Raw genomic sequence first — 22276 nt, forward strand, 5'->3', positions numbered from 1 at the left:
GCCCCGGTGCAGGGGTGGTCGTGCGAGTCCTTTTGTGCTGGGGGGAAGAGTCCGACCTGCCGCGTCACCCGGCGGGGTCATCGCCAACGGGGGCGCGTGAATCGGGCTGCTCAGAGGGGGTTTCGCAGTGTCCTCATTGTCGGCCAAGACTGCCACGCGGCTCATTGGGTCGCATTCCGTGGCGGTGCGGCGTACGCCACCGACCAACTCAATTCCAATAGAAGTGACATCTGTCACACTGTCGCCAATCGATCCTTTGTCGCTCTACACGGCGCTCGCCGAAGTTCGTTCTTCGGACGATCTGTATCTCTTCGAAAGCCTGGACGGCCCGGCCCAGGACCGCCACGCTGCGGCCGTCGGCTGGGATGCTCTCGCCGAGCTGCGGTTCATCGCCGACCGGCTTGAGGTGATCTCCGCGGGGCCGCTCGGCGATGCCCTGGCGGCAGTGCTCACCGCCGTCCTGGGCGAACCGGTCCGGCACCGCGCCCAGCAACGGGTCTGGTCGGTCGCCGGGCCGTCCGAGGTGTGGGCCGGCGTCCGGGCCGTGCAACGGGCGTTCGCGGTGCGGACCACCGCGCCCACCGACAGCTTCGCCTTCGGCTTCCTCACCACCCTGGCGTACGAGGCCGCGCGGGACATGGACGAACTCTCCGTCGACCGGGTGGTCGACGACATCCCGCGCTGCACCCTCGTCCTGTTCCGGCACACCGTCTGGTGGGACCTGCGCGCCGGCACCGTGCGGCACCTCGCCGCCACCGGCCCGCACCTGCCGGAGGACACCACGGCCCCCCGGTTACCGGCCCTTCTCGCCGGGCTGCCCGACGTCGACCGGGAACTGCCGGCCGCCCCACCGCCCAGCCTGGTCCGGGACACCGTCGACGAGGAGACGTTCGCCGCCCGGGTCGAGCAGTGCCTGCGGCACATCCAGGTCGGGGACAGCTACCAGATCCAGATCGGCCACCGGATCGACGTGGAGACCACCCTCACCCCGCTGGAGGTCTACCGCCGGCTGCGACACCGCAACCCGTCGCCCTACATGTACCTCACGCCCTGGGCCGGCGGGACCGTCATCGGGGCGAGCCCGGAGCTGTTCCTCCGCATCGAACAGGGCCGGCTGGCGATGCGTCCGATCGCCGGCACCGCGGCCCGCAGCGCCGATCCGGAAACCGACCACCGGCTGGTGGCCGAGCTGGCGGCCAGCGAGAAGGAACGCGCCGAGCACGTCATGCTCGTCGACCTCTGCCGCAACGACATCGGTCGGGTCTGCGTGCCGGGCACGCTCAGCGTCGACGCGATGTTCGACGTCGAGCCGTTCGCGTACGTGCACCACCTCGTCTCCACCGTCTCCGGACAACTCGCCGACGACGCGGACGTCTGGGCGGCGATCTGCGCCGCCTTCCCCGCCGGCACCATGACCGGCGCGCCGAAGCTGCGGGCCATGGAGATCATCGACGGGCTGGAGGACGAACCCCGGGGTGTCTACGCCGGCTCGGTCGGCCTGGTCGACGTGCGCGGGTTCGCGGTGCTCGCACTCTGCATCCGCACCGCCGTGCACGACGGCCACCGCTACCGCACCCAGGCCTCCGCCGGGGTCGTGGCCGACTCCAACCCCGACGCCGAGTGGCGGGAGACGCTGGCCAAGATGAGCGCCACCTTCTGGGCCCTGACCGGTACGGAGCTGCTGCCGTGAAGGTCCTGCTCGTCGACGCGTACGACAGCTTCACCCACATCATCGACCAGTACCTGCGGACCCTCGGCGCGCGGACCGTGGTGGTCCGTTCCCGGTCGCGGAGCAGCGACGAGCTGGCCGCCCTGCGGCCGGACGCGGTGGTGCTCGGCCCCGGGCCGGGCCATCCCGCCGAGTCCGGGCACGTGGAGTTGGTGCACGCTTTCGCCGGCCGGGTTCCGCTGCTCGGTGTCTGCCTCGGTCACCAGGCGATCGGCCTCGCCTACGGCGGGTCGGTCGCCGTCGCCCGGCACCTGATGCACGGAAAGACGAGCGTGGTCGGCCACGACGGCCGGGGCGTCTTCGCCGGGGCGGCCGCCCCGCTCACCGTCACCCGCTACCACTCGCTCATCGTCGCGGACCCGGCGCCGCCGGCCTTGGAGGTCACCGCGCGGTCGTCCGACGACGGCTACGTGATGGGGGTACGACACCTGACCCTGCCGGTGGAGGGGGTGCAGTTCCACCCGGAGAGCGTGCTCACCGAGGACGGGCTACGCCTGTTCGACAACTTCCTGCGCGTCGCCGTGGCGCTGCCGGTGGCCGGATCGCCGGCGGCGGGAACGTCATGACCGACGACCAGTCGGCCCCCGTCGCCGTGGTCACCGGCGCGGCGGGCGGCATCGGCCGGGCCGTGACCGCCGCCCTGAGCGGGTCCGGGCACCGGGTGCTCGGCGTCGACGTCGAGCCGGCCGGCGACCCGGCGGCGTACGCCTCGCTGGTCGCCGACGTGGCCGTGCCGGAGCAGGTGGAGCAGCTCTTCGCGCGGATCCACGAGCGGTACGGCCAGCCGACCGTGCTGGTCAACAACGCCGGCGTCTACCACGCCCGGGACTTCCTCGACTACGACCCGAAGACGTACGCGCAGGTGCTCGACGTCAACCTGGGTGCCGCGTTCTTCTGCACCCAGGCGTTCGCCCGCACGCTGATCGCCGCCGGCCGCCCCGGCGCCGTGGTCAACGTCGCCTCGATCAGCGGGCAGTCCGGCAGCCCGGACGCGGCGTACGGGGCGTCGAAGGGTGCGTGCATCGCGCTCACGCGCAGCCTTGGCCGGGCGCTCGCCGAGCACCACATCCGGGTCAACGCGGTCGCCCCCGGCCTGGTCGACACCCCGATGGCCGCCCGGATCCCGGTCGTGCGTCGGGACGACTACCGCGCCCGGATCCCGGTCGGCCGGTTCGGCGTGCCGGCCGAGGTCGCCGCAGCCGTCGCCTGGTTGGCCGGCCCGGAGAGCAGCTATGTCACCGCGTCGGTTCTGGACGTCAACGGTGGCCTGCACTGACCTGCCTCACGGCCCGCCGCGACCGCACGGCAGCCGGCTCATTCCTGGAGAGGACCCGACCCATGTGGCTTCCGACCACCGGACCGGCGGCGGACTTCGCCGTCGACTACCTGGCTCTGCACACGGCGTTCTACGACCGCACCCTCGCCCCGGCCGACCTGGGGGCCTGGCGGGAACGGCAACTGCGCACGGTGCTCGACCAGGTGTCCACCGGCTCACCGTTCTACGCCCGTCACCTGGCCGACGTCGATCTGTCGACGATCACCCCGGCGACCCTCGACCGGCTGCCCTTCACGACCAAGACGCACCTGCGGCAGGAGATGCTCGACGTACTCAGCCGACCGCTGGCCGACGGGGTCTTCTTCTACGAGACGACCGGCACGACCGGCCGCGCGACGCCGTGCCCCCGCGACGGTCGGGAGGTGGTGGCCAGCAACGCCCACGTCACCGAGTCCTGGGCGTCGATCTTCCGCCACCACTTCGGCGACCACCCGCCCCGGATCGGGCTGATGGGCCCGACCGAGGTGCACTCCTTCGGCGACACCCTCGGTGACGTCGCCCGCAACGTCGGTTCGTTGAACGCGAAGATCTGGCCGTACTCGCCGGTGATCGGGTTCGCCAAGGCGTTGCAGCTGATGAAGGACCTCGAGCTGGAGGTGGTCTGCTGCACGCCGGGCGTGGCGATGATGCTGGCCAAGGCCGCCGAGCACTACGGCTACCGGCTGCGCGAGGACTTCGCGGTCAAACTGCTCTTCGTCACCGGCGAGATGTGCACCCCGGCGCTGGCCCGCAACCTGGAGTCCGTCTGGGGCGCGGACGTCTACAACATCCTGTACGGCTCGCAGGAGGCGTTCGTCATCGCCACCGCCTGCCGGAACAAGCGGATGCACCTCTCCCAGACCAACTACCTGATCGAGGTGGTCGACCCGGAGACCGGCACGTCGTACGGCTCGCGGGGCAGCGGAGAACTCACCGTCACCATGCTGATCGACGGCGTGAAGCCGCTGGTGCGGTACCGCACCGGCGACGCGGTGATCGTCGAGGCGTCGGACTGCGACTGTGAGATGGCCGGCGACCTGGTGCAGATCGTCGGCCGCACCCTGGACCGCATCGAGCTGGGCGGTCGACGTTTCACCGCCGGGCAGATCGAGATGGCGGTCCTGACCGGGGTCGTCGGCTCGGGTGGCTACCAGGTGGTGATCGACCACGACCCGGGCGCGGGCACCGACCGGCTGACGGTCCGGCTGGAGCTGCTCAAGGACCTCACCGACGACCCCGCCGGGGTGGCCGACGGGGTCCGGGAGCGGGCTGCCGCCGCGCTCGGCGTACCGGTCGAGGTGGAGCTGACCGACGGGCTGGACCCGATCGTCAGCACCGGTGCCTTCGTCAGTTGGAAGGCCGCCCGGATCGTCGACCGGCGAGTCGAGGTCGACCACGAGACCCGGGTGGCGCAGCGGATGGCGGGCAATCGTGGCTACACCACCTGAGACCGTCGCCGACGAGCGGGTGCCCGCGCTACCGGGGCCGCTCACCGACGCGTACGGGCGGCGCTGGCGCAGCGTGGTGGACCGGTGGGCGAGCCGGCCCGGCACGACACTGGCCACCCTCGGCCCGGCCGGGACGTCCAGTCACCTGACCGCGGCGTTCCTCGCCGAGCGGCACGGGCTGCGCATCGAGCTGTCCGACAGCTTCGACGCGGTGCTCGCCGCATTGGTCGAGCGGCGGGTCGACCAGGCCCTCGTGCCGAGCGCCTACCAGGGGCTCACCCGCTTCCACTGGCACCGCGACCTGCGGCTGGATGCCTACTTCGCGCAGGCGACGCCGGAGTACGGCATCGCCGCCCGGCCGGACCGCGAGCTGGACCCGGCCGGCGGTCAGCTCACTGTGGCCGCCCTGTGGGAGGTCCGGCGGATCTTCACCGACCTCGCGCCGCCGGCCCTGCGGGACCGCCCGGTGCGGTGGGTCGACGCCGACTCCACCCAGCACGCCGCCGAGATCCTCGCCGCCGACGGCGCCGACCTCGCGGTGACCAACGCGCCGGGGGTGCACCGCCACGCGCTGCGGTGGGTGGCCCTGCGGCCGGGCGCCGAGATCGTGTGGACCCTGTTCGGCCGCCGCTGAGACCAGACACCGAGAGAAACCGGAGTGACAGTCGTGTCCCGACGAACGTTGCTGCATCGCGCCACCGTCCAGGAAGGACTGGGCGTGGCCTCCCGACCGCACCACAGCGTGCTGCTCGACGGCGAGCGCATCGTCGCGGTGCTGCCCGAGGCGCAGGCACCCCTGCACGACCCGGACGTCAACGTCCTCGACCTCGGCGGCCGGACGGTCATGCCGGGGATGACGCTCGGCCACACCCACATCGCGTACCTGGACGTGCTCGACGGCCGGGAGATGCTGTTCAAGTACACGATTCCGGAGGTCACCCTCGGTGCCGCCGCCAACGCCGCCGCCATGCTCCGGCTGGGCTACACCGCCTTCGTCGGCGCCGGTTCGGTGTCCGGCATCGACATGGCGCTGCGCCGGGCCATCGACAGCGGAAAGCTGCCGGGTCCGCGGATCACTCCGTGCAGCCGGGACCTGATGGTGTCCGGCCCGCCGCAGCGGCGCAACCCGGGGGTCAAGCAACGCATCCCGAGCGACCTGATGCGGCTGGCCGACACCCCGGAAGAGCTCATCGAGTACGTCGACACCGAGGTCGCCCAGGGCGCGGAGATCATCAAGGTCTTCTCCACCGGAGACGACACCTTCCCCAACGGCCGGTCACACGAACTGCTGTTCACCGCCGAGGAGTTGGTGATCGCGGCCCGGGCCGCGCACGAGCGGGGAGTGAGGATCCGGGCGCACTCGCGTGGGTTGGACGGCATCCGCAACGCCATCGCCGCCGACGTCGACGTGATCGACCACGCCACGTACGCCGACGACGCCGCCCTGGAGGCGATCGCCGACCGCGGCATCTTCGTGGTGCCGAGCCTGCACCAGCCACACCGCCTGCTCACCGACGGGGTTCGGCACGGCAAGACCCCGGAGTACCTGGAGACGCTCGAGTTCCAGGCCGAGGTCGACAACACCCTGCGCATCCTGCCGCTGATGGTGCAGATGGGCATCCCGATCGTGGCCGGCGACGACTTCGGGTTCGCCTGGACCCCGCACGGCCGCTACGCCGAGGAGTTGGAGACGTACGTGACGATGGCCGGCATCCCCGCCCCGGTGGTGCTGACCTGGGCCACCGCCAACGGCGCGCGGTTGGCCGGTCGGGGCGACGAGGCGGGCACCGTGCAGCCGGGCCGGCTGGCCGACCTGGTGGTCACCGACGGGGACCCGGCCGAGGACATCACGGTGCTGGGCCGGCCGGAGGCGATCGAGATGGTGCTGCTCGGCGGTCGGGTGGTCGCCGGGGACGCCGCCCGTTACCGCGCCGGGCAGCCGATCGGGATGGCGTGATGCGCCGAGGCGTGCCCGTCGTCCCACTGCTGGCCGCCGGCGCGCCAACCCGTGCCGGCCGTTCCGACGATCAGCCACCGACCGCCGGATTGGCCTCACCGGATCACCCCGGATTGGCCACACCCGGTGGTCGGCCCGCTGCGTACGGTCGGACCGACAATCGGACCCGAACCCTACGAGGACCACGATGACCCAGCTCAGCGACGGTGTGGACACCCTCACCGTGCGCATCGACGACCGGGTGCTGACCGCAGTGCCGCACTACGTGCTCGGCGTGATCGCCGTGCCGGTGGTCGAGGTCGCTCCGGCGCCTCCCGCCGTGTCGACGCTTCTCACCGCCGCCGAGGACGCGCTGCACGCGGCCGGCCTGGACAAGGCCGGGGTGGCGGATCTGCCGGGCATCGCCGCGTGGCGGGAGGCGTACCGGGCGGTCGGGGTGAACCCCAACAGGTTTCCCTGTGCCGCCGAGTCGATCGCCCGGCGGGTCGCCAAGGGTGACCGGCTGCCCCGGATCAACGCCCTGGTCGATCTCTGCAACGCGGTGTCGCTCGGCGCGGCGCTGCCGGTCGCCTCGTGCGCGGTCGACGGCCTCGCCGACCTGGTCGTCCGGCCGGCCGACGGCACCGAAACGTACCTGCCGCTCGGCGCTCCCGAAGCCCCTGAGCAGCCCGAACCGGGTGAGGTCGTCTACGCCGACGCCGACGGGCGGGCCCACTCGCGGCGCTGGAACTGGCGGCAGGGCCACCTGGTCCGCACCGATCTGGGCCGGCACCGGCTGCTGCTCACCGTCGAGTCGGCCCACCCCGGTGGCCGGGCGGAGGTGGTGGACGCGCTCGCCCGGCTGGCCGGCGTCCTCGACGAACTGTCCGACGGCACGCGGCAGGAGGCGGTGCTCGACGCCACGGCGACCAGCGCCGTCCTGCGCACCGCCGGCCCGGTCGGCAGCGACAGTGGGAGCCGTTCGTGAACCGCGCGATCCTGGTGATCTACCGACCGGCCGCCGGCCGGTACGCGGCCCAGTTCCGCAGTGTGGTCGCCGCCGCCGCCGAGTTGGGCGTCGCCACCGTCGCGCTGCTGCCGACCGGGCAGCCGGCTTCCGAAGCGGCCGGGATGCCCTGCTACTTCACCGACCTCGACGACCGGGAGGCCGTTCGTGCCACGGTCACCGCGATCCTCGCCGCGCAGCCGGTGGAGCGCATCTTCCCGCTGTTCGAAGGCGACGTGCTCACCGCCGCCCACTGCCGGCGTGACCACGGCATCCCGGGTCTCGACCCAGAGCAGGCGCTGACCTTCCGAGACAAGAACGTCATGCACCGCAGGGCCGTCGAGGTGGGCGTGCCGGTGGCCCGCTCGTGCCGACCCGAGACGGTGGGCGCGGTCGCCGAGTTCGCCGCCGAGGTGGGCTGGCCGGTGGTGATCAAGCCGTACGCCGGCTGGGCCTGCGGCGACACGCACCGGGTGGACTCCGCCGACGACCTGGCCCGGGTGTGGCCGTTGGTCGCCGACGACCGCCACGACTACCGGGTGGAGGAGTACGTCCGGGGCGTCGAATACCACGTCGACTCGCTGCTGCGCGACGGTGAGGTGGTCTTCGACCAACTCTCCCGCTACACGTACTCGATCCTGGAGTTTCGCGACGAGCCCGGCGGCACGGTCTCCCGCAAGCACGACCTGACCCCGGCGGAGCGGCGCATCGTGGCCGCCAACGCCACCGTGCTGCGCGGCTTCGGGATGCGGACCGGTGTGGCGCACGTGGAGTTCTTCCTCCGCGACGACGGCGGGCTGGTCTTCGGCGAAGCGGCCGCCCGGGCCGGTGGCGGCTCGATCGTCCCCGCCATCCAGGCCGGGCGGGGGATCAACCTGGCCGGGGAGTGGTGCCGACTCGAACTGGACCCGGGGCACGTGCCGGCGGCCACCCTCGGCCCGGAGATCGGCACCGAATACCTCTGCTCCGACCGGTACGGCCGGATCACCGAGATCACCACAGCGGAGGATCTGCGGGCACTCGACTCGGTGCTCGACGCGGACGTGTGGAAGAGCGTCGGCGACGTGCTCGCCGTGCCGACCGCCTCCAACGACGTGCTCGGCTGGTACGTCTGCGAGGGCCGCGACTTCGACGACGTGCGCGCCCGGTTCAAGGTGATCCGGGACGCCTTCCAGGTGGTCACCGAGCCGGTCGGTGACGCGTGAGCTGGCTCGGCCGGTTCCGGGCGCTGCCGCGCCCGCTGCGGATGCTGGTCTACGCCTCCTTCATCAACCGGGCCGGCATGTTCGTCTTCCCGCTGCTCGCTGTCTACCTGGTGCAGAGTCGTCAGCTCAGCACCGGCGAGGCGGGTGTGCTGATCTCCGTCGGCAGCACCGGCCTGCTCGCCGGCAGCCTGCTCAGCGGCCCGGTGTGTGCTCGCGCCGGCCGACGCGCCGCGCTGGTGTCGAGCCTGCTGCTCAACGCGGTCGGCTACCTGGGTCTCGCCCTGCTCGACGGTCCCACCTGGACGTACGCGGCGCTGCTGTTCGTCGCGCTGGTCGGAATGGGGATGTTCGCCCCGGCGGCGAACACGCTGATCGCCGACCTGACCGAACCGGGCGAGCGGCCGTTCGCGTACACGGTCAGCTACCTCGCCAACAACCTCGGCATGGGGGTCGGCCCGCTGCTCGGCGGGATCGCGGCGGCCTACTCCTACCAGCTGATGTTCGCCGGGAACATCCTGCTCGGTCTGGTCGCGGCGACGACCATCTGGATGTTCGTACCGGCGGACACCCGGCGCGTGCCGGTGGCTTCACCGGTCGCCGGAACCCGTCGAGCCGGGCTGCGCCGCGACCTCGACGTGGCGGTGCTGGTGGTGGTCTCGTTCTGTTACGTCGCGCCGCTGATCGGCCTGGAATACACGCTGCCGCTCGCGGTCACCACAGTGCTGCACTCGTCGGTGGCGGTGGTCGGGGCGGTCTACACCATCAACAGCGTGGTCGTGGTCAGTACCAGTCTGCTGATCGAGAAGCGGATGAAGGCGTACTCGACCCGGACGCTGCTGATCGTCGCGGGCCTGCTGTGGTCCACCGGGATGGCCGTGCTGGTGTTCGCGTTCTCGCTGCCCGCCGTCCTGCTGTCCACAGTGGTCTGGACGTTGGGCGAGATCATCGCCTCGGTGGTGGTGCCCACCTACATCGCCGACCACGTCGAGGAGCACCGGGTCAGCGGTTTCATGGCCCTGAACGGTTTCGTGCTCAGCTCCGCCCGGCTGGTCGTGCCGATGGGCCTCGGCTTCGTCTGGCAGGCCGGTGGGCACCAGCCCGTCCTCCTCCTGCTCCTGCTGACCCCGGTGGTCGGCGTGGTCGCGTTCGCGGTGCTGCGGATGCGACCGGCTGCCCGGTCCGTGCCGTCACCTGCCGAGCCGGCCACCGCCAGTCCCTGACACCCACCCCTGGAAGAGGCCATGACCGCGACGAAGTTCGTGCTGCCCGAGAGTGACATCCCGACGACCTGGTACAACGTGGTCCCCGATCTGCCCAAGGGGCTACCCCCGATGCTGCACCCCGGCACCCGGGAGCCCATCACCCCGGCGGACCTCGAACCGCTCTTCGCCACCGGCATGGTCGAGCAGGAGTTCTCCACCGAGCGGGAGATCGACATCCCCGGGCCCGTGCTCGACATCTACCGGCAGTGGCGGCCCAGCCCACTGGTCCGGGCCCGTCGCCTGGAGCAGGCCCTCGGCACGCCGGCCCGGATCTACTTCAAGTACGAGGGGGTCAGCCCGGCCGGCAGCCACAAGCCGAACACCGCCGTCCCGCAGGCGTACTACAGCAAGCAGGACGGCGTGCAGCGGCTGACCACGGAGACCGGCGCCGGCCAGTGGGGCAGCTCGCTCTCGATGGCCTGTTCCTACTTCGGCCTCGACTGCGAGGTCTTCATGGTGCGGGTCAGCTACGACCAGAAGCCGTACCGGCGGGGCCTGATGGAGACGTTCGGAGCCTCGGTCACCCCGAGCCCGAGTGATCGCACCGGGGCGGGCCGGGCGGCGCTCGCCGCCGACCCGGACTCCAGCGGCAGCCTCGGCCTGGCCATCTCCGAGGCGGTGGAGGCGGCGATGAGCAGCGGCGGTGCGGCCAAGTACGCCCTCGGCTCGGTGCTCAACCTCGTGCTGATGCACCAGACGATCATCGGCCAGGAGGCGTTGCTCCAGTTGGCGATGGCCGACGACTACCCGGACATCGTGGTCGGCGCGGCCGGCGGCGGGTCCAACTTCGCCGGGCTGGCCCTGCCGTTCCTACGTCGGCAGTGGGGCGGTGGCCCGACGGTGCGGTTCGTCGCGGCCGAGCCGGCCTCCTGCCCGTCGCTGACCCAGGGCAGTTACGACTACGACTTCGGCGACACCGCCGGGCTCACCCCGCTGACCAAGATGCACACCCTGGGCCACGACTTCCACCCGCCGGCGATCCACGCCGGTGGGCTGCGCTACCACGGCATGGCCCCGATCGTGAGCGCGCTGCGGGAGATCGACCTGATCGAGGCGCGGGCGGTGCCGCAGACCGCCTGCTTCGAGGCCGGCGTGCTGTTCGCCCGCAGCGAGGGGATCGTGCCGGCACCCGAGTCCACCCACGCCGTGCGGGTCGCGGTGGACGAGGCGCTCCACTGCCGGGACACCGGCGAGTCGAAGGCGATCGTCTTCTCCCTCTCCGGACACGGCCACTTCGACATGCAGGCCTACATCGACTACTTCGCCGGAAAGCTGACGGACTGACCTCGCACAGGGGTGGGCGCGGTGCGGCGCCCAACCCGCGACGAGCACCGGGGGTGAAAGTGCACAGCGAAGCAGGGACCATCCTCGCCATCAACGGATCGGAACGGGTCGGCGGCAACACCGACCACGCCATCGCGTACGCGGGACGACTCATCGCCGAGCGGGGTGCCGTCCTGCGCACCATCCAGTTACGTGAGCACCGGATCTCGCCGTGCAGCCCGTGCGGCGACTGCAACAGCCGCACCCTGCCCTGCCAGCTGGACGACGACGTCCCCGCCCTGGTGGAGCAGATGACAGGCGCGGACGGGCTGATCTACGCGGCCCCGGTGCACGGCTTCGGCCTGGCCCACCTCATGCAGGTCTTCATCGAGCGCGCCGGCGTCGGCTACCTGCGCTTCACCCGTCCGCTGGCGGACAAGGTGGGCGGCATCATCGTCACCGGGCGGCGCTACAGCGACTCCTCAGTGCACAACCAGATCGTGAACAACCTGCTGCTCAACCGGATGATCCTGGTGGGCAGCGGGTTCCCCGTCCTGCTGCGCAACACCACCGGCACGCCCGGCCTGCACGACGCCGAGGGCGTCGACGCGCTGGAGCGGATGGTGCACCGGATGCTCGACATGGTGCAGCTGCTCAAACAGCACCAGCGGGTCGACGGCGCTCCGGTCCTTCCGCGGCGGGACCGCAACGAACGCGTACCGCGGCCCCGCCGCCACGATTCCGCCCCGACCAGAGGAGATATCGAGAATGTCCACTGAGCAGGTCGCCGCGCCGGTCGGCATCGACTTCCCGGCCACCGAGTGGGAGAGGTGGGACAAGCCGGGCGCCGAGGGGCGCGTCAAGATCTCGTACGTCGGGGGGCAGCGGCTGCGTCTGCTGGAACTGCCGCCCGGCTTCGACGAGCACCACTGGTGCCTGCGCGGGCACACCGGCTACGTCCTGCGGGGCGAGTTCACCATCCACTTCCGGGACCGGTCGGTGCCGTGCCGCCCCGGCATGGGGTTCGTGATCCCCGACGACGAGGAGCACCGGTCCCAGGGCAGCGACGCCGAGCCCACCGTCGTCTTCGTGGTCGACCAGGTTCCCCAGCCATGACCGACCAGCACTGGTTCGCGGCACCGGCCGGCTCCCCGCCGGCCGGTGCCGCCGACGGCCCGACCCGGATCGCCGAGCTGCGGGGCGTCATCGACCATCTCGACCAGCGGATCATCGCCCTGCTGGCCGAGCGTACCCGGGTGGTGCAGGAGCTGACCGCGCACAAGACGGACGAGGCGACAGTTCGATCACCCGACCGGGTGCGGCAGGTGCTCGACAGGGTGTCCGAACTGGCCGTGGGGAACGGCATGCCGCCCGAGGTGGCGGTCGGCACCTACCGTGCCCTCGTCGACGAGCTGACCCGGATGCAACTCGACATGCTGGCGGCCCGCCGTGCCGCCGCGTCGGCGGGGGAGGAGCGGTGAGCCGCTCACCCGTCGACCTGCGGCACGCCCTGGCCACCCTCGACCCGCTCCCCGGTGAGCTGGTCCGCGTCGCCACCGAGCTGCCGGCGCGGTTCGGCGTCTCCGCGCACTACGCCCGCTGGGCGGGCGCGCCCGCCGCCCCGCCCACCGGCGCCGGCCCGGCGGTGCTCTTCGACCGGGTACGCCCCGACCACGGTCCGACCCGAGCGGTGCTGATGGGCCTCTACGGCACCCGGCGTCGGGCGGCCGGGCTGCTCGGCTGCACACCGGCCGAGCTGCCGCACCGGCTGCTCGACGCGGTGGCCTCGCCCCGCCCGCCGGTGCCCGCACCCGACCCGGCCCGCTGGCCCCGCGAGACGCTGCCGGTGGACCTGACCGCGTTGCCGGTGCCGGTGCTCACCGACGAGGACGCCGGGCCCTACCTGACCCTCGGCGCGGTGCTCGCCACCGACCCGGACACCGGGGTCCGCAACCTGTCCGTGCACCGGATGTGCGTCCAGGGTCCGGACACGCTGACCATCTGGATGGTGCCCGGCCGGGACCTGGAACTCGCCTACCAGGCGGCGTTGCGTCGGGGGAGTCCGTTGCCGGTCGCCGTCCACCTCGGCCTGTGCCCGGCGGTGCTGCTCTCCTCCTGCTGCCCGACCTCGCTGGTGCCACCCGACCTCGACGAGCTGGCGGTGGCCGGTGCCCTCGCCGGGCAACCGGTGGAGCTGCTGCCCTGCCGCACCGTCGACACCGAGTTCATCGCGCACGCCGAGTACGTCATCGAGGGCGAGTTGCTGGCCGACCGGGCACCGGAGAGCCGGCACGGCACTGTCGCCACCCCGGAGTTCCTCGGCTACCAGGGCCGGGCGCATCCCGCGCTGCCGTTGATCCGGGTCACCGCGATCACCGCCCGGGAGAGCCCGATCCTGCAGGCCGTGTCCGGCCCCGGGCACGAACAGTCGGTGCTGCTCGGCTTCGGGATGGAGGCCGCGGTGCTGGACCTGTTGCGCCGCAGGGGCATGCCGGCGCTGGCGGCGCACTGCCACACGGCGGGCGGCGGTCAGCTCATGGTGGTGCTCCAGTGGCCGGCGAAGCGCGGCCCGGAGGACGACGTCGCGGTCCGCGTCGCCGCGGAGGCGGTGCTGGAGCAGTTCCGGATGGCCAAGCTGGTGCTGTGCGTGGACGACGACGTCGACATCGAGTCCGACCAGGACCTGTGGTGGGCGATGGTCACCCGCTTCCAGGCCGATCAGGACCTGCGGGTGCTTCCGGACCGGGAGGGCTTCCCGCTCGACCCGAGCCAGCACACCGGCTACTCCCCGTCGCTCTCGGCGGACGGGCGCACGGCGAAGGCGGTCTTCGACTGCACCGTCCCGTACGCCCAGCGGGAGCGGTTCGCCCGGCCCCGCTTCACCGAGCCGTCGATTCCCGCACCGCGGCGGCCAGCAGCGCCACGCCCTCGGTGATCCGGGCGGTGGGCAGCGCCGCGTACCCGATCAGGAAGGTCGGCTCGGTCGGTGGCCGGGTGACGAAGTAGCCCGAGGCCGGGTAGACCCGGACGTCGCGGGCGGCGGCGGCGCGCGCGATCGCCGCCTCGTCGGCGTCGGGCGCACCGCCCAGGGTCACCAGCACGTGCAGCCCGGCCGCCGTGCCGGAGATCCGCACACCCGCGCCGAAATGTTCGTAGAGCGCCTCGAGCAGCCGGGCGCGTCGCTGCCGGTAGAGGCGGTCCATCCGGCCGATGTGCCGGGCGTACGCGCCGGAGGAGATGAACTCGGCCAGTGCCTCCTGGGTCAGCGTCGGGGTCAGCCGGTCGGTGATCCACTTGACGCCGAGGAACGGCCGCACGAGGTGTGGTGGCAACACCGCGTACCCGATGCGCAGCGAGGGGAAGAGGGTCTTGCTGAAGCTGCCCACGTAGACCACGTCGGCGTTCTGCGGGTCGGCGGCCAGCGACGGAAGCCGCTCCTCGGCGAACGTGAACTCGTTGTGGTAGTCGTCCTCCAGCACCGTGGCGGCGTGTTCGCGGGCCCAGCGCAGCAGCGCTCGTCGCCGCCGCTCGGACATGATGAACCCGGTCGGGAACTGGTGCGACGGGGTCACGTAGATCAGGCGTACCCGGGACGGGTCGTGGCCGTGCGCGCGGACCTGGCGCTCGATGTCGTCGACCCGCAGGCCCTCCTCGTCGACGCCGACCGGCACCACGGCGGCCCGCGAGTAGCCGAAGATCTGCCGCAGCACGGTGTGGCTCGGGTCCTCGATGACCACCACGTCGTCCGGGCCGACGAGCAGCCGGACCAGGATGTCCATGGCCTGGGTGGCGCCGCTGGTCACCACCGTGTGTTCGCGGTTGGCGTCGAGTGCCCGACTGCGCCGCAGCAGGGCACTGATCTGGGTCCGCAGCGACGCCGCGCCCTCGGCCGGGCCGTAGCCCAGGGCGACGGCGTCGGCCCGACTCACCGCGTCGGCGAGCGACTGTCGCCACCGGGTCACCGGGAAGCTGGCCAGCGCCGGGGTGCCGTGCCGGAAGTCGTACGTACCGTCCGTCCGGTGCATCGGCGCTGGTTCCCAGGGCTTCCACAGGGGGCTGCCGGCGTCGGTGGGCAGCGGGGGCTCGGGCCACAGTGGTGAGCGGGCGGCGCGTTGGGTGGGTGGTGGCGTGTCGGTCAGCGCGCCGCTGACCCGGGTGCCGGATCCACGCCGTGAGGTGAGCACCCCGTTGGCGCGCAGCAGTTCGTAGGCCCGGGTCACCACGGTCCGGGAGACCCGGAGCTGGTGGGCCAGCTCACGGCTCGGCGGCACCGGATCACCGGGGCGCAGTCGACCGGTGCGCACGGACCCGCTGATCTGGTCGCAGAGCTGTTGCTGCAGCGGAACCGAACTGTCGCGGTCCAGTGCGACGAGAAGCTGGGACGAACTCACCTGCGCACGCACCCCCCGGATCGACGCTGGTGCCGAGTCTAGTCGCGCCACCTCCGGCCCCCTGTGGTCCACGCGGCGTGCCGCCGGGGCGGCGATCCGCGCCGGTCCGACAATCCGTCGCCGGGTCGGGGCGCTGGCCCCTCGCGGTCACCGGTCACGACAGCCGAGTTGGTCGCCGAGGTCGTTCGGGATGCCGAACGGGCTGCATTCCAGCGCACTGCCCTCGCCCAGCTTCTTCCACCCACCGCTGGTGTACTCGAACACCAGCAGGCCGTCGCCCTGCATGGTCGGGTCGACGGCGATCACCCCGGCGGTCGCCCACCGGTCTGCGCACTCGATGTGATCCGGGTTGATCCGGTGGGTGTCGCCCAGCCCTGACGCCCGGTGCAGGGTGGCCGCGCTTACCGGACAGGCAGCCCGGACGGTGGGTGTCGCGGGCGACGCGTTGCCGGTCGGCGACGCGGCCGAGGAGGCGGGCGCGACGCTGGGCGCGGGCGAGGTGGCGTTTCCGCTGGCCAGCGGAGCGGGCGAGGCGGTGGTGCAGGCCGCCAGGCCCGCCAGGACGGTGACGGGCACGAGGGCACGTAGCGCTGTCGGGGTCATCGGGTCCTCCAGTCCAGATGGATGGGTTTCCCGCTAGACGCCCTGCGGTCCGTTGTGGTTGCGGCCGACGGGTCAGCCCGAGTGTCGGCTTTTCGCGGCCGTACTGGTTGCCGGGAAGGCGTACCGTCGTGCCCGGCACCCGGCCGGCCCCGATCGTCACGGGTAGCGGGAGGTGTGGCGGAACAGGCCGAGCCGGTCCAGACCCACCAGGGCCAGGACGATCCCGGCCAGCAGCACCAACCACTGCTCGACCAGCGGGTAGAGCCGGACGACCCACCCTTGCGTCAAGGTCACGTCGTCGGTGCAGGTCACCTGGGCTGGCCCGGAGAACCACGGGTCGAGCCGGCGACCGTCGAGGTGCGGGCCCCGGTTGGGCCAGGACGGGACGTCGACCGTCCGCTCCGGCCCGCTCTCCGGAGTGACGGTGCAGGTGTGCGTGCCGCCGCGTACGGCGCTGGTGAGGTACGCCGCAGCGGTGCCGTCCCAGGTGTGGCTGGTGTCGACGGCACCGCTGCGGGCGTGACCCATCAGCGCCAGGCAGAGCGCCGCGAGCACGCCACCGAGCGCGACGAGCCCTCGGCCCAGCAGGGTGTTTGCCCGCTTCGACAGCGACCTCACCGCCACGGGCGCTCCTCGGACGACTCGTCGCCGTAGCCGGCCCAACCGCGGTCGGCGTGCGGCCGCTCGTCGGCGGGGTGGGACGTGCCCTCCTCGATCGCGGCGGAACGCGCGGCGGCGGCCAGGTCGTCCAGGTCGAGTCGTTCGGCCTGGGTACGGGCCCGGCTGAGGAAGCCCTGATAGTCACCGACGGTGAGCAGGTCGCGGGGACTGAGGTCGCCGTCGCGCAACTGTCGACCGATTTCCCGGCCGATCGGGTCAGGCCCGGAGGCCAACGACTCGTAGACCATCTGCCGTCGCCGGGCCTCGTCGCGCACGACAGCACCGTACGGGGTGCGGTCGACGGCGGCGAGGACGTCCGCCGGGGTGCTCGGGGTGTCGTTCACGTGGACAATCCTCTCCGAGGTGGGGTCAGCGGGGCAGCCCGTCGGGTGCCGGGGCCAGCACGGGCAACTCCCGCACGCTGGCCGCCATCCCGAAGTTGCCGACGGTGGCGGTGAAGGCGCTGGTCAGCGAGTCGGCGCGACCCACCAGATCCAATGCCTCCTTCAGGATGTCCCACATCTTGTATCCCTCGTACAGCGCTGCGGCTCCGAACGCGATGCCACCGACGACGGTCTCCGAGGTCGCGACGGCCGTGCTGGCGGTCACCGTGAAGATCATTGCAGCGTCGGCGAGGTCGGACAGCAGCGAGCCGAGAACCTTGCCGATCTCGAACATCGCCTCGGCTGTCTTGCGGTATTCGACGCCGAGCGCGCGCAGCGGGCCACCGGCGCTGTCGAGTTTGCGCGCCGAGTCGACCAGGTGCGCCTGGAAGGCGGTGGCCGCCTTGCCCTGCCAGTGCTGCTCGGCGCCGACGGCACCCCACCGGATGTTGTCGGCCATGCCGGCGAGGGCCGCGGCGAGACCGTCGAACACGTCCGCGCAGCCGCGCACCGCGGCCCAGTCACCCGCGACGGGTTTGACCAGCGACTCGTACGGGTCGTAGGCGCGGTCGCAGATGCCGAGCTTGGCGGCGAGCCAGGTGGCGCCCCAGATGGCGTCCCGGGTCAGCGACGTGGGGCTGGCCAGGTCCCACATCTGCGGCTCGAACTGGAACGCGTCGTCCTTGTTGTAGTCGGGCACCGGGCGCAGCAGCTGTTGCGGGTCGGCCCGGTCGGCGAACGGCGCGGGCAGGCTGGCGTCCCGGTAGAGGTCCGCGAACTCGGAGCGGTCCACCATCCAGGTGCGCCGGAATGCCTGGTCCAGCTTCTCGGCCGCCGCGGCGTCGGTGCGTTCGTAGTAGTCGAGCGACTGCCGCAGGGCCGTGCCGGTGTCGGCCGCCGTGTACTTCGCGATGTCCTCGACGAAGTCGCGAATGGCCAGCATGGCCGTCTCGTGCTTGCCGTTGATCCGGTTGATGAAGCCCGGCCCGTATTCCAGCGCGGTGTTGGCGTCGAAGTAGGTCAACCCGGAGCGGGCGTCCTCCCCGAGACGGTCGAACAACTGTGGAAGGCCGCGCAGCGCGGCCACGTCGACGTCGAAACCCATGAACAAGCCCCCGTGTACGCCGACCGGCAGCCCCCGCCGCCGGTCATCGGTGGGTACATCCTGCTGCAGCCGGCGACTCCGGTGGGGGCGCGGTGTCGAAGCCGGGGTGACCCGCTCAGGCGGTGCCCTCGGCGACGAGCCGTCCGTCGACGTAGGCCCTGACGTGTTGCGGCCGGAAACCCGCGAGGAACACTTTGCGCTCCTTCTCGATGAGCACCGCGTGTCGTTCGTCCTGCCCCACCACGAACTCGTACCGCTTGACCAGGTCGACTGACAGAACCCGCAGCTCCTGGTGGACCGGTCGACCGTCCACCAGGATCGACAGCCCGCCCCAGAACTTGTTGAACGAGAACGTCACCTCGTGCCGCTCGTGGACACCGACGTCGAAGTTGAGTTTCACCGACCCGATTCTGCCGTACGACCAGGGACGGCAGAGGCCCGCGAAGCGCAGCTGCGGGCGCCGGAGAATCCGCCCGGTGGGCGGTACATCCGATGTATGGGTACCTGCCCGTGTGGTCGGTGGTGTCTTCCAGTGACCCGGACGGGCTGGGCGACGCTGGTTTCCTTGCCGGCTTCCCGGCGATGTTGCATCGCTGCGCGGGACAGAGCGTGGCGTCTCGCTATGTATCGACCATTGCCGATTCTGTTGCGTCGGAGTAACCTTCGCGAAACACATCAGATGTCTGGCTGTCTCCGGGGCTGACCTCGGCCGGTCACTGCGGTCGCGGTCGATGCCAGCAAGCGGATCCCGACGACGGCTCCCATGGTTGTCCCGCTTCGGGTGGCCGGACCGGTCACCGTTTGGAGGATCGATGTCCGACCTGACTCGACGGCAGGCCATCAAGATCGGCGCAGCCGGTGCGGGTGGTGCTCTCCTGCCGCTGCCCTGGACCGCCGCGGCCCGCGCGGACGCGGTGGCACCGCCGCAGGTGCTGGCCGCCGGGGACCTCGCCCTCTGGTACGACGAGGGGGCCGGCACCGACTGGCTGCGCGCGCTGCCGATCGGCAACGGCCGGCTCGGCGCCATGGTCTTCGGCAACGTCGACACGGAGCGACTCCAACTCAACGAGGACACCGTCTGGGCCGGCGGCCCGCACGACCCCAGCAACCCACGGGGCGCGGGCGCGCTCGCGGAGATCCGGCGCCTGGTCAACGCCAACCAGTGGACCCAGGCCCAGGACCTGATCAACCAGACCATGATGGGCAACCCCGGCGGCCAACTGGCCTACCAGACCGTCGGCAACCTCCGACTCGCCTTCGGGTCCGCCAGCGGGGCGTCGCAGTACGACCGCACGTTGGACCTCACCACCGCCACCGTCACGACGTCGTACGTGCTGAACGGCGTTCGACACCAGCGCGAGGTGTTCGCCAGCGCGCCGGACCAGATCATCGCGATGCGGCTCACCGCCGACCGGAACAACTCGATCAGCTTCACCGCCACCTTCGACAGTCCACAGCGCACGTCGGTGTCCAGCCCGGACGGCACCACGATCGGCCTCGACGGCGTCTCCGGTAACCAGGAGGGCGTCACCGGCGCGGTACGTTTCCTCGCCCTGGCCAACGCCACCGTCACCGGAGGCAGTGTGTCCAGCTCCGGTGGCACCCTGCGGGTGACCAACGCCACGAGTGTGGTCCTGCTGATCTCCATCGGTTCCAGCTACGTCAACTACCGCAACGTCGGCGGCGACTACGCGGGCATCGCACGACAGCGCCTCGGCGCGGCGCGGGCCAACAGCTTCGACCAGTTGCGCAGCAGGCACCTCGCCGACTACCAGGCGCTCTTCAACCGGGTCACCCTGGACCTGGGCCGCACCTCGGCCGCGAACCAGACGACCGACGTGCGGATCGCCCAGCACAACAGTGTCAACGACCCGCAGTTCTCCGCGCTGTTGTTCCAGTTCGGCCGGTACCTGTTGATCTCCTCCTCGCGGCCCGGCACGCAGCCGGCCAACCTGCAGGGCATCTGGAACGACTCGCTGACCCCCTCGTGGGACTCCAAATACACGATCAACGCCAACCTGCCGATGAACTACTGGCCGGCCAACACGACGAACCTGGCCGAGTGCCACAACCCGGTGTTCGACATGGTCCGCGAGCTGTCGGTCGCCGGAGCGCGCACCGCTCAGGTGCAGTACAACGCGGGCGGCTGGGTCACCCACCACAACACCGACGCGTGGCGGGCCACCGCGGTGGTGGACGGCGCGTTCTGGGGCATGTGGCAGACCGGCGGCGCGTGGCTGTCCACCCTGATCTGGGACCACTACCTGTTCAACGGCGACGTCGAGTTCCTGCGGACGAACTATCCGGCCATGAAGGGCGCCGCGCAGTTCTTCCTGGACACCCTGGTGACCGAACCGACCCTCGGCTACCTGGTGACCAACCCGTCGAACTCGCCGGAGCTGAGCCACCACTCGAACGCCAGCGTGTGCGCCGGCCCCACCATGGACAACCAGATCCTGCGCGACCTCTTCGACGGCGTCGCGCGCGCGAGCGAGATCCTCAACGTGGACGGCACCTTCCGGGCCCAGGTCCGCGCCACCCGGGACCGGCTCCCCCCGATGAAGGTCGGCTCGCGCGGCAACATCATGGAGTGGCTCTACGACTGGGTGGAGACCGAGCCCAACCACCGGCACATCTCGCACCTGTACGGGCTGGCCCCCAGCAACCAGATCACCAAGCGCGGCACCCCACAGCTGTTCGAGGCGGCCCGGCGGACCCTGGCGCTGCGCGGCGACGACGGGACCGGCTGGTCGTTGGCCTGGAAAATCAACTTCTGGGCTCGGATGGAGGAGGGCAAGCGGGCGCACGACCTGATCCGCTACCTCGCCACCACCGCCCGGCTCGCGCCCAACATGTTCGACCTGCACCCGCCGTTCCAGATCGACGGCAACTTCGGTGCCACCGCGGGCATCGCCGAGATGCTGCTGCAGAGCCACGCCGGCGAGCTGCACATCCTGCCCGCCCTGCCGCCGGCCTGGCCGACCGGGAAGGTGACCGGCCTGCGCGGTCGCGGTGGACACACGGTCGGCATCACCTGGAGCAGCGGTCAGGCCACCGAGGTGCTCGTCCGACCGGACCGCGCCGGCACCCTCCGCCTGCGCGCCCGGATCCTGACCGGCACCGTCACGGTTGTCGACACCGCCGACGGCTCGGCGCCCCGGGTCACCCGGATCGAGTCGGATCTGATCGAGGTCACCGTGCAGGCCGGGCGCACCTACCGGGTCACCAGCACGGGCGTCGCCACGCCGACGTTGGAGCAGAGCTTCAGCAACCCCGGCATCACCAACGACAGCAACACCAACGTCGGCAACTTCGACGGTGGCGGAGCCAGCCTCTCCGCGCAGGCCCTCGCGCAGGCCGGGGCCAGCCCCGGCGCCACGATCAGCCGCAACGGGGTCACCTTCCGCTGGCCCAACGTCAGCCCCGGCACGGCCGACAACGCCATCGCCTCGGGCCAGACCATCGGCATCAGCGGCACCGGCAGCACGCTCGGCTTCCTGCTGACCGGCACGTACGGCGCGGTGTCCGGAACCGGGACGGTGGTGTACGCCGACGGCACCCGCCAGACGTTCACGCTGAGCTCGCCCGACTGGTACGGCGGGCCGCACTCCGGTGGGACCGCCGCCATCGTGTCCGCGTACCAGAACCGACCCAACAACGTTCGCCAGAACACCGCCGCCTGCATCTACTACGTCGGCGTGACGTTGCAGAGCAAGGCGGTGGCCCAGGTCGTCCTTCCCAACATCAGCGCGCGGCCGGCGACCAACGTACCGACCATGCACATCTTCGCCGTCGCGATCGGCGGCTGACCGGCAACGGGTCCCGGACGGCGGTGACCGTCGGTCACCGCCGTCCGGGCGGATGCGCCCGGCACGTACCGCAGCCACAGGTCGGAGCCGTGCGCGACGAGACCCGCCGACAGGAGGAGCCTGCGCAGTGGGCGGATGCCCGGCATGCGACGTCGGATACC

Annotated in this window: 21 protein-coding genes; 15 read left to right on the top strand and 6 right to left on the bottom strand. The window is 71.6% G+C overall.

Annotated features, from left to right (window positions below; genetic code table 11):
* The first annotated feature begins 256 nt into the window (after window positions 1-256).
* From O7614_RS14490 to O7614_RS14555, 14 genes are all read left to right on the top strand, one after another.
* Entirely contained in the window at window positions 257-1690 is a 1434-nt protein-coding gene (locus O7614_RS14490; RefSeq protein WP_278138972.1) for an anthranilate synthase component I family protein, read from the top strand.
* A complete protein-coding gene (locus O7614_RS14495) occupies window positions 1687-2295 on the top strand; it encodes an aminodeoxychorismate/anthranilate synthase component II (protein ID WP_278138973.1) in 609 nt (202 codons plus the stop codon). The genes O7614_RS14490 and O7614_RS14495 overlap by 4 nt, the downstream gene beginning before the upstream one ends.
* Complete coding sequence (locus tag O7614_RS14500) at window positions 2292-3005, top strand: SDR family oxidoreductase (RefSeq protein WP_278138974.1); 714 nt, start codon at window positions 2292-2294, stop codon at window positions 3003-3005. Before O7614_RS14495 ends, O7614_RS14500 begins: the two co-directional genes overlap by 4 nt.
* 62 nt (window positions 3006-3067) lie before the next feature.
* Window positions 3068-4492, top strand: a complete 1425-nt coding sequence (locus O7614_RS14505; protein ID WP_278138975.1) for a phenylacetate--CoA ligase family protein — start codon at window positions 3068-3070, stop codon at window positions 4490-4492.
* The gene (locus O7614_RS14510; RefSeq protein WP_278138976.1) at window positions 4476-5126 is read left to right on the top strand and encodes a prephenate dehydratase; all 651 of its coding nucleotides are present in this window, start codon (window positions 4476-4478) and stop codon (window positions 5124-5126) included. Before O7614_RS14505 ends, O7614_RS14510 begins: the two co-directional genes overlap by 17 nt.
* 84 nt (window positions 5127-5210) lie before the next feature.
* Complete coding sequence (locus O7614_RS14515) at window positions 5211-6449, top strand: amidohydrolase family protein (protein WP_278138978.1); 1239 nt, start codon at window positions 5211-5213, stop codon at window positions 6447-6449.
* 187 nt (window positions 6450-6636) lie between these two features.
* Complete coding sequence (locus O7614_RS14520) at window positions 6637-7416, top strand: phenylalanine--tRNA ligase beta subunit-related protein (protein WP_278138979.1); 780 nt, start codon at window positions 6637-6639, stop codon at window positions 7414-7416.
* Window positions 7413-8639, top strand: a complete 1227-nt coding sequence (locus tag O7614_RS14525) for an ATP-grasp domain-containing protein (RefSeq protein WP_278138980.1) — start codon at window positions 7413-7415, stop codon at window positions 8637-8639. The genes O7614_RS14520 and O7614_RS14525 overlap by 4 nt, the downstream gene beginning before the upstream one ends.
* A complete protein-coding gene (locus tag O7614_RS14530) occupies window positions 8636-9859 on the top strand; it encodes an MFS transporter (RefSeq protein WP_278138981.1) in 1224 nt (407 codons plus the stop codon). Before O7614_RS14525 ends, O7614_RS14530 begins: the two co-directional genes overlap by 4 nt.
* Before the next feature lie 21 nt (window positions 9860-9880).
* Complete coding sequence (locus tag O7614_RS14535) at window positions 9881-11185, top strand: TrpB-like pyridoxal phosphate-dependent enzyme (protein ID WP_278138982.1); 1305 nt, start codon at window positions 9881-9883, stop codon at window positions 11183-11185.
* A gap of 59 nt (window positions 11186-11244) precedes the next feature.
* On the top strand, window positions 11245-11943 hold the full coding sequence (locus O7614_RS14540; protein WP_278138983.1) for a flavodoxin family protein: 699 nt from the start codon (window positions 11245-11247) through the stop codon (window positions 11941-11943).
* The gene (locus O7614_RS14545; protein ID WP_238644781.1) at window positions 11933-12280 is read left to right on the top strand and encodes a cupin domain-containing protein; all 348 of its coding nucleotides are present in this window, start codon (window positions 11933-11935) and stop codon (window positions 12278-12280) included. Before O7614_RS14540 ends, O7614_RS14545 begins: the two co-directional genes overlap by 11 nt.
* Window positions 12277-12645 (top strand): chorismate mutase, encoded by a 369-nt coding sequence (locus tag O7614_RS14550; protein WP_278138984.1) that lies wholly within the window; start codon window positions 12277-12279, stop codon window positions 12643-12645. Before O7614_RS14545 ends, O7614_RS14550 begins: the two co-directional genes overlap by 4 nt.
* On the top strand, window positions 12642-14099 hold the full coding sequence (locus O7614_RS14555) for a UbiD family decarboxylase (protein ID WP_278138985.1): 1458 nt from the start codon (window positions 12642-12644) through the stop codon (window positions 14097-14099). Before O7614_RS14550 ends, O7614_RS14555 begins: the two co-directional genes overlap by 4 nt.
* Here the strand turns inward: O7614_RS14555 and O7614_RS14560 are convergent.
* The 6 genes from O7614_RS14560 to O7614_RS14585 all read right to left on the bottom strand — a co-directional run bounded on the left by O7614_RS14560 (window position 14044) and on the right by O7614_RS14585 (window position 18706).
* The gene (locus O7614_RS14560; protein ID WP_278138986.1) at window positions 14044-15555 is read right to left on the bottom strand and encodes a PLP-dependent aminotransferase family protein; all 1512 of its coding nucleotides are present in this window, start codon (window positions 15553-15555) and stop codon (window positions 14044-14046) included. The two genes, O7614_RS14555 and O7614_RS14560, sit on opposite strands and share 56 nt — an antisense overlap.
* A gap of 147 nt (window positions 15556-15702) precedes the next feature.
* On the bottom strand, window positions 15703-16158 hold the full coding sequence (locus O7614_RS14565) for a hypothetical protein (RefSeq protein ID WP_278138987.1): 456 nt from the start codon (window positions 16156-16158) through the stop codon (window positions 15703-15705).
* Window positions 16159-16314: 156 nt separating this feature from the next.
* Window positions 16315-16782: a hypothetical protein gene (locus O7614_RS14570; protein ID WP_278138988.1), complete on the bottom strand. Its 468-nt coding sequence runs from the start codon at window positions 16780-16782 to the stop codon at window positions 16315-16317.
* Window positions 16773-17162, bottom strand: a complete 390-nt coding sequence (locus O7614_RS14575; RefSeq protein WP_278138989.1) for a hypothetical protein — start codon at window positions 17160-17162, stop codon at window positions 16773-16775. The genes O7614_RS14570 and O7614_RS14575 overlap by 10 nt, the downstream gene beginning before the upstream one ends.
* A gap of 25 nt (window positions 17163-17187) precedes the next feature.
* The gene (locus tag O7614_RS14580) at window positions 17188-18306 is read right to left on the bottom strand and encodes a hypothetical protein (protein WP_278138990.1); all 1119 of its coding nucleotides are present in this window, start codon (window positions 18304-18306) and stop codon (window positions 17188-17190) included.
* Between the two features lie 115 nt (window positions 18307-18421).
* A complete protein-coding gene (locus O7614_RS14585; RefSeq protein ID WP_278138991.1) occupies window positions 18422-18706 on the bottom strand; it encodes a hypothetical protein in 285 nt (94 codons plus the stop codon).
* A gap of 412 nt (window positions 18707-19118) precedes the next feature.
* Between O7614_RS14585 and O7614_RS14590 the strand changes: the two genes are divergently transcribed.
* Complete coding sequence (locus O7614_RS14590) at window positions 19119-22115, top strand: glycoside hydrolase family 95 protein (RefSeq protein ID WP_278138992.1); 2997 nt, start codon at window positions 19119-19121, stop codon at window positions 22113-22115.
* The last annotated feature ends 161 nt before the right edge of the window (window positions 22116-22276 follow it).

Source organism: Micromonospora sp. WMMD961, assembly GCF_029626145.1.
Taxonomy (GTDB): Bacteria; Actinomycetota; Actinomycetes; order Mycobacteriales; family Micromonosporaceae; genus Micromonospora.

Coding starts and splice junctions, on each gene's coding strand:
- O7614_RS14545 (WP_238644781.1), top strand. CDS start 11,933: ATGTCCACTGAGCAGGTCGCCGCGCCGGTCGGCATCGACTTCCCGGCC.
- O7614_RS14520 (WP_278138979.1), top strand. CDS start 6,637: ATGACCCAGCTCAGCGACGGTGTGGACACCCTCACCGTGCGCATCGAC.
- O7614_RS14580 (WP_278138990.1), bottom strand. CDS start 18,306: ATGGGTTTCGACGTCGACGTGGCCGCGCTGCGCGGCCTTCCACAGTTG.
- O7614_RS14550 (WP_278138984.1), top strand. CDS start 12,277: ATGACCGACCAGCACTGGTTCGCGGCACCGGCCGGCTCCCCGCCGGCC.
- O7614_RS14535 (WP_278138982.1), top strand. CDS start 9,881: ATGACCGCGACGAAGTTCGTGCTGCCCGAGAGTGACATCCCGACGACC.
- O7614_RS14505 (WP_278138975.1), top strand. CDS start 3,068: ATGTGGCTTCCGACCACCGGACCGGCGGCGGACTTCGCCGTCGACTAC.
- O7614_RS14565 (WP_278138987.1), bottom strand. CDS start 16,158: ATGACCCCGACAGCGCTACGTGCCCTCGTGCCCGTCACCGTCCTGGCG.
- O7614_RS14590 (WP_278138992.1), top strand. CDS start 19,119: ATGTCCGACCTGACTCGACGGCAGGCCATCAAGATCGGCGCAGCCGGT.
- O7614_RS14500 (WP_278138974.1), top strand. CDS start 2,292: ATGACCGACGACCAGTCGGCCCCCGTCGCCGTGGTCACCGGCGCGGCG.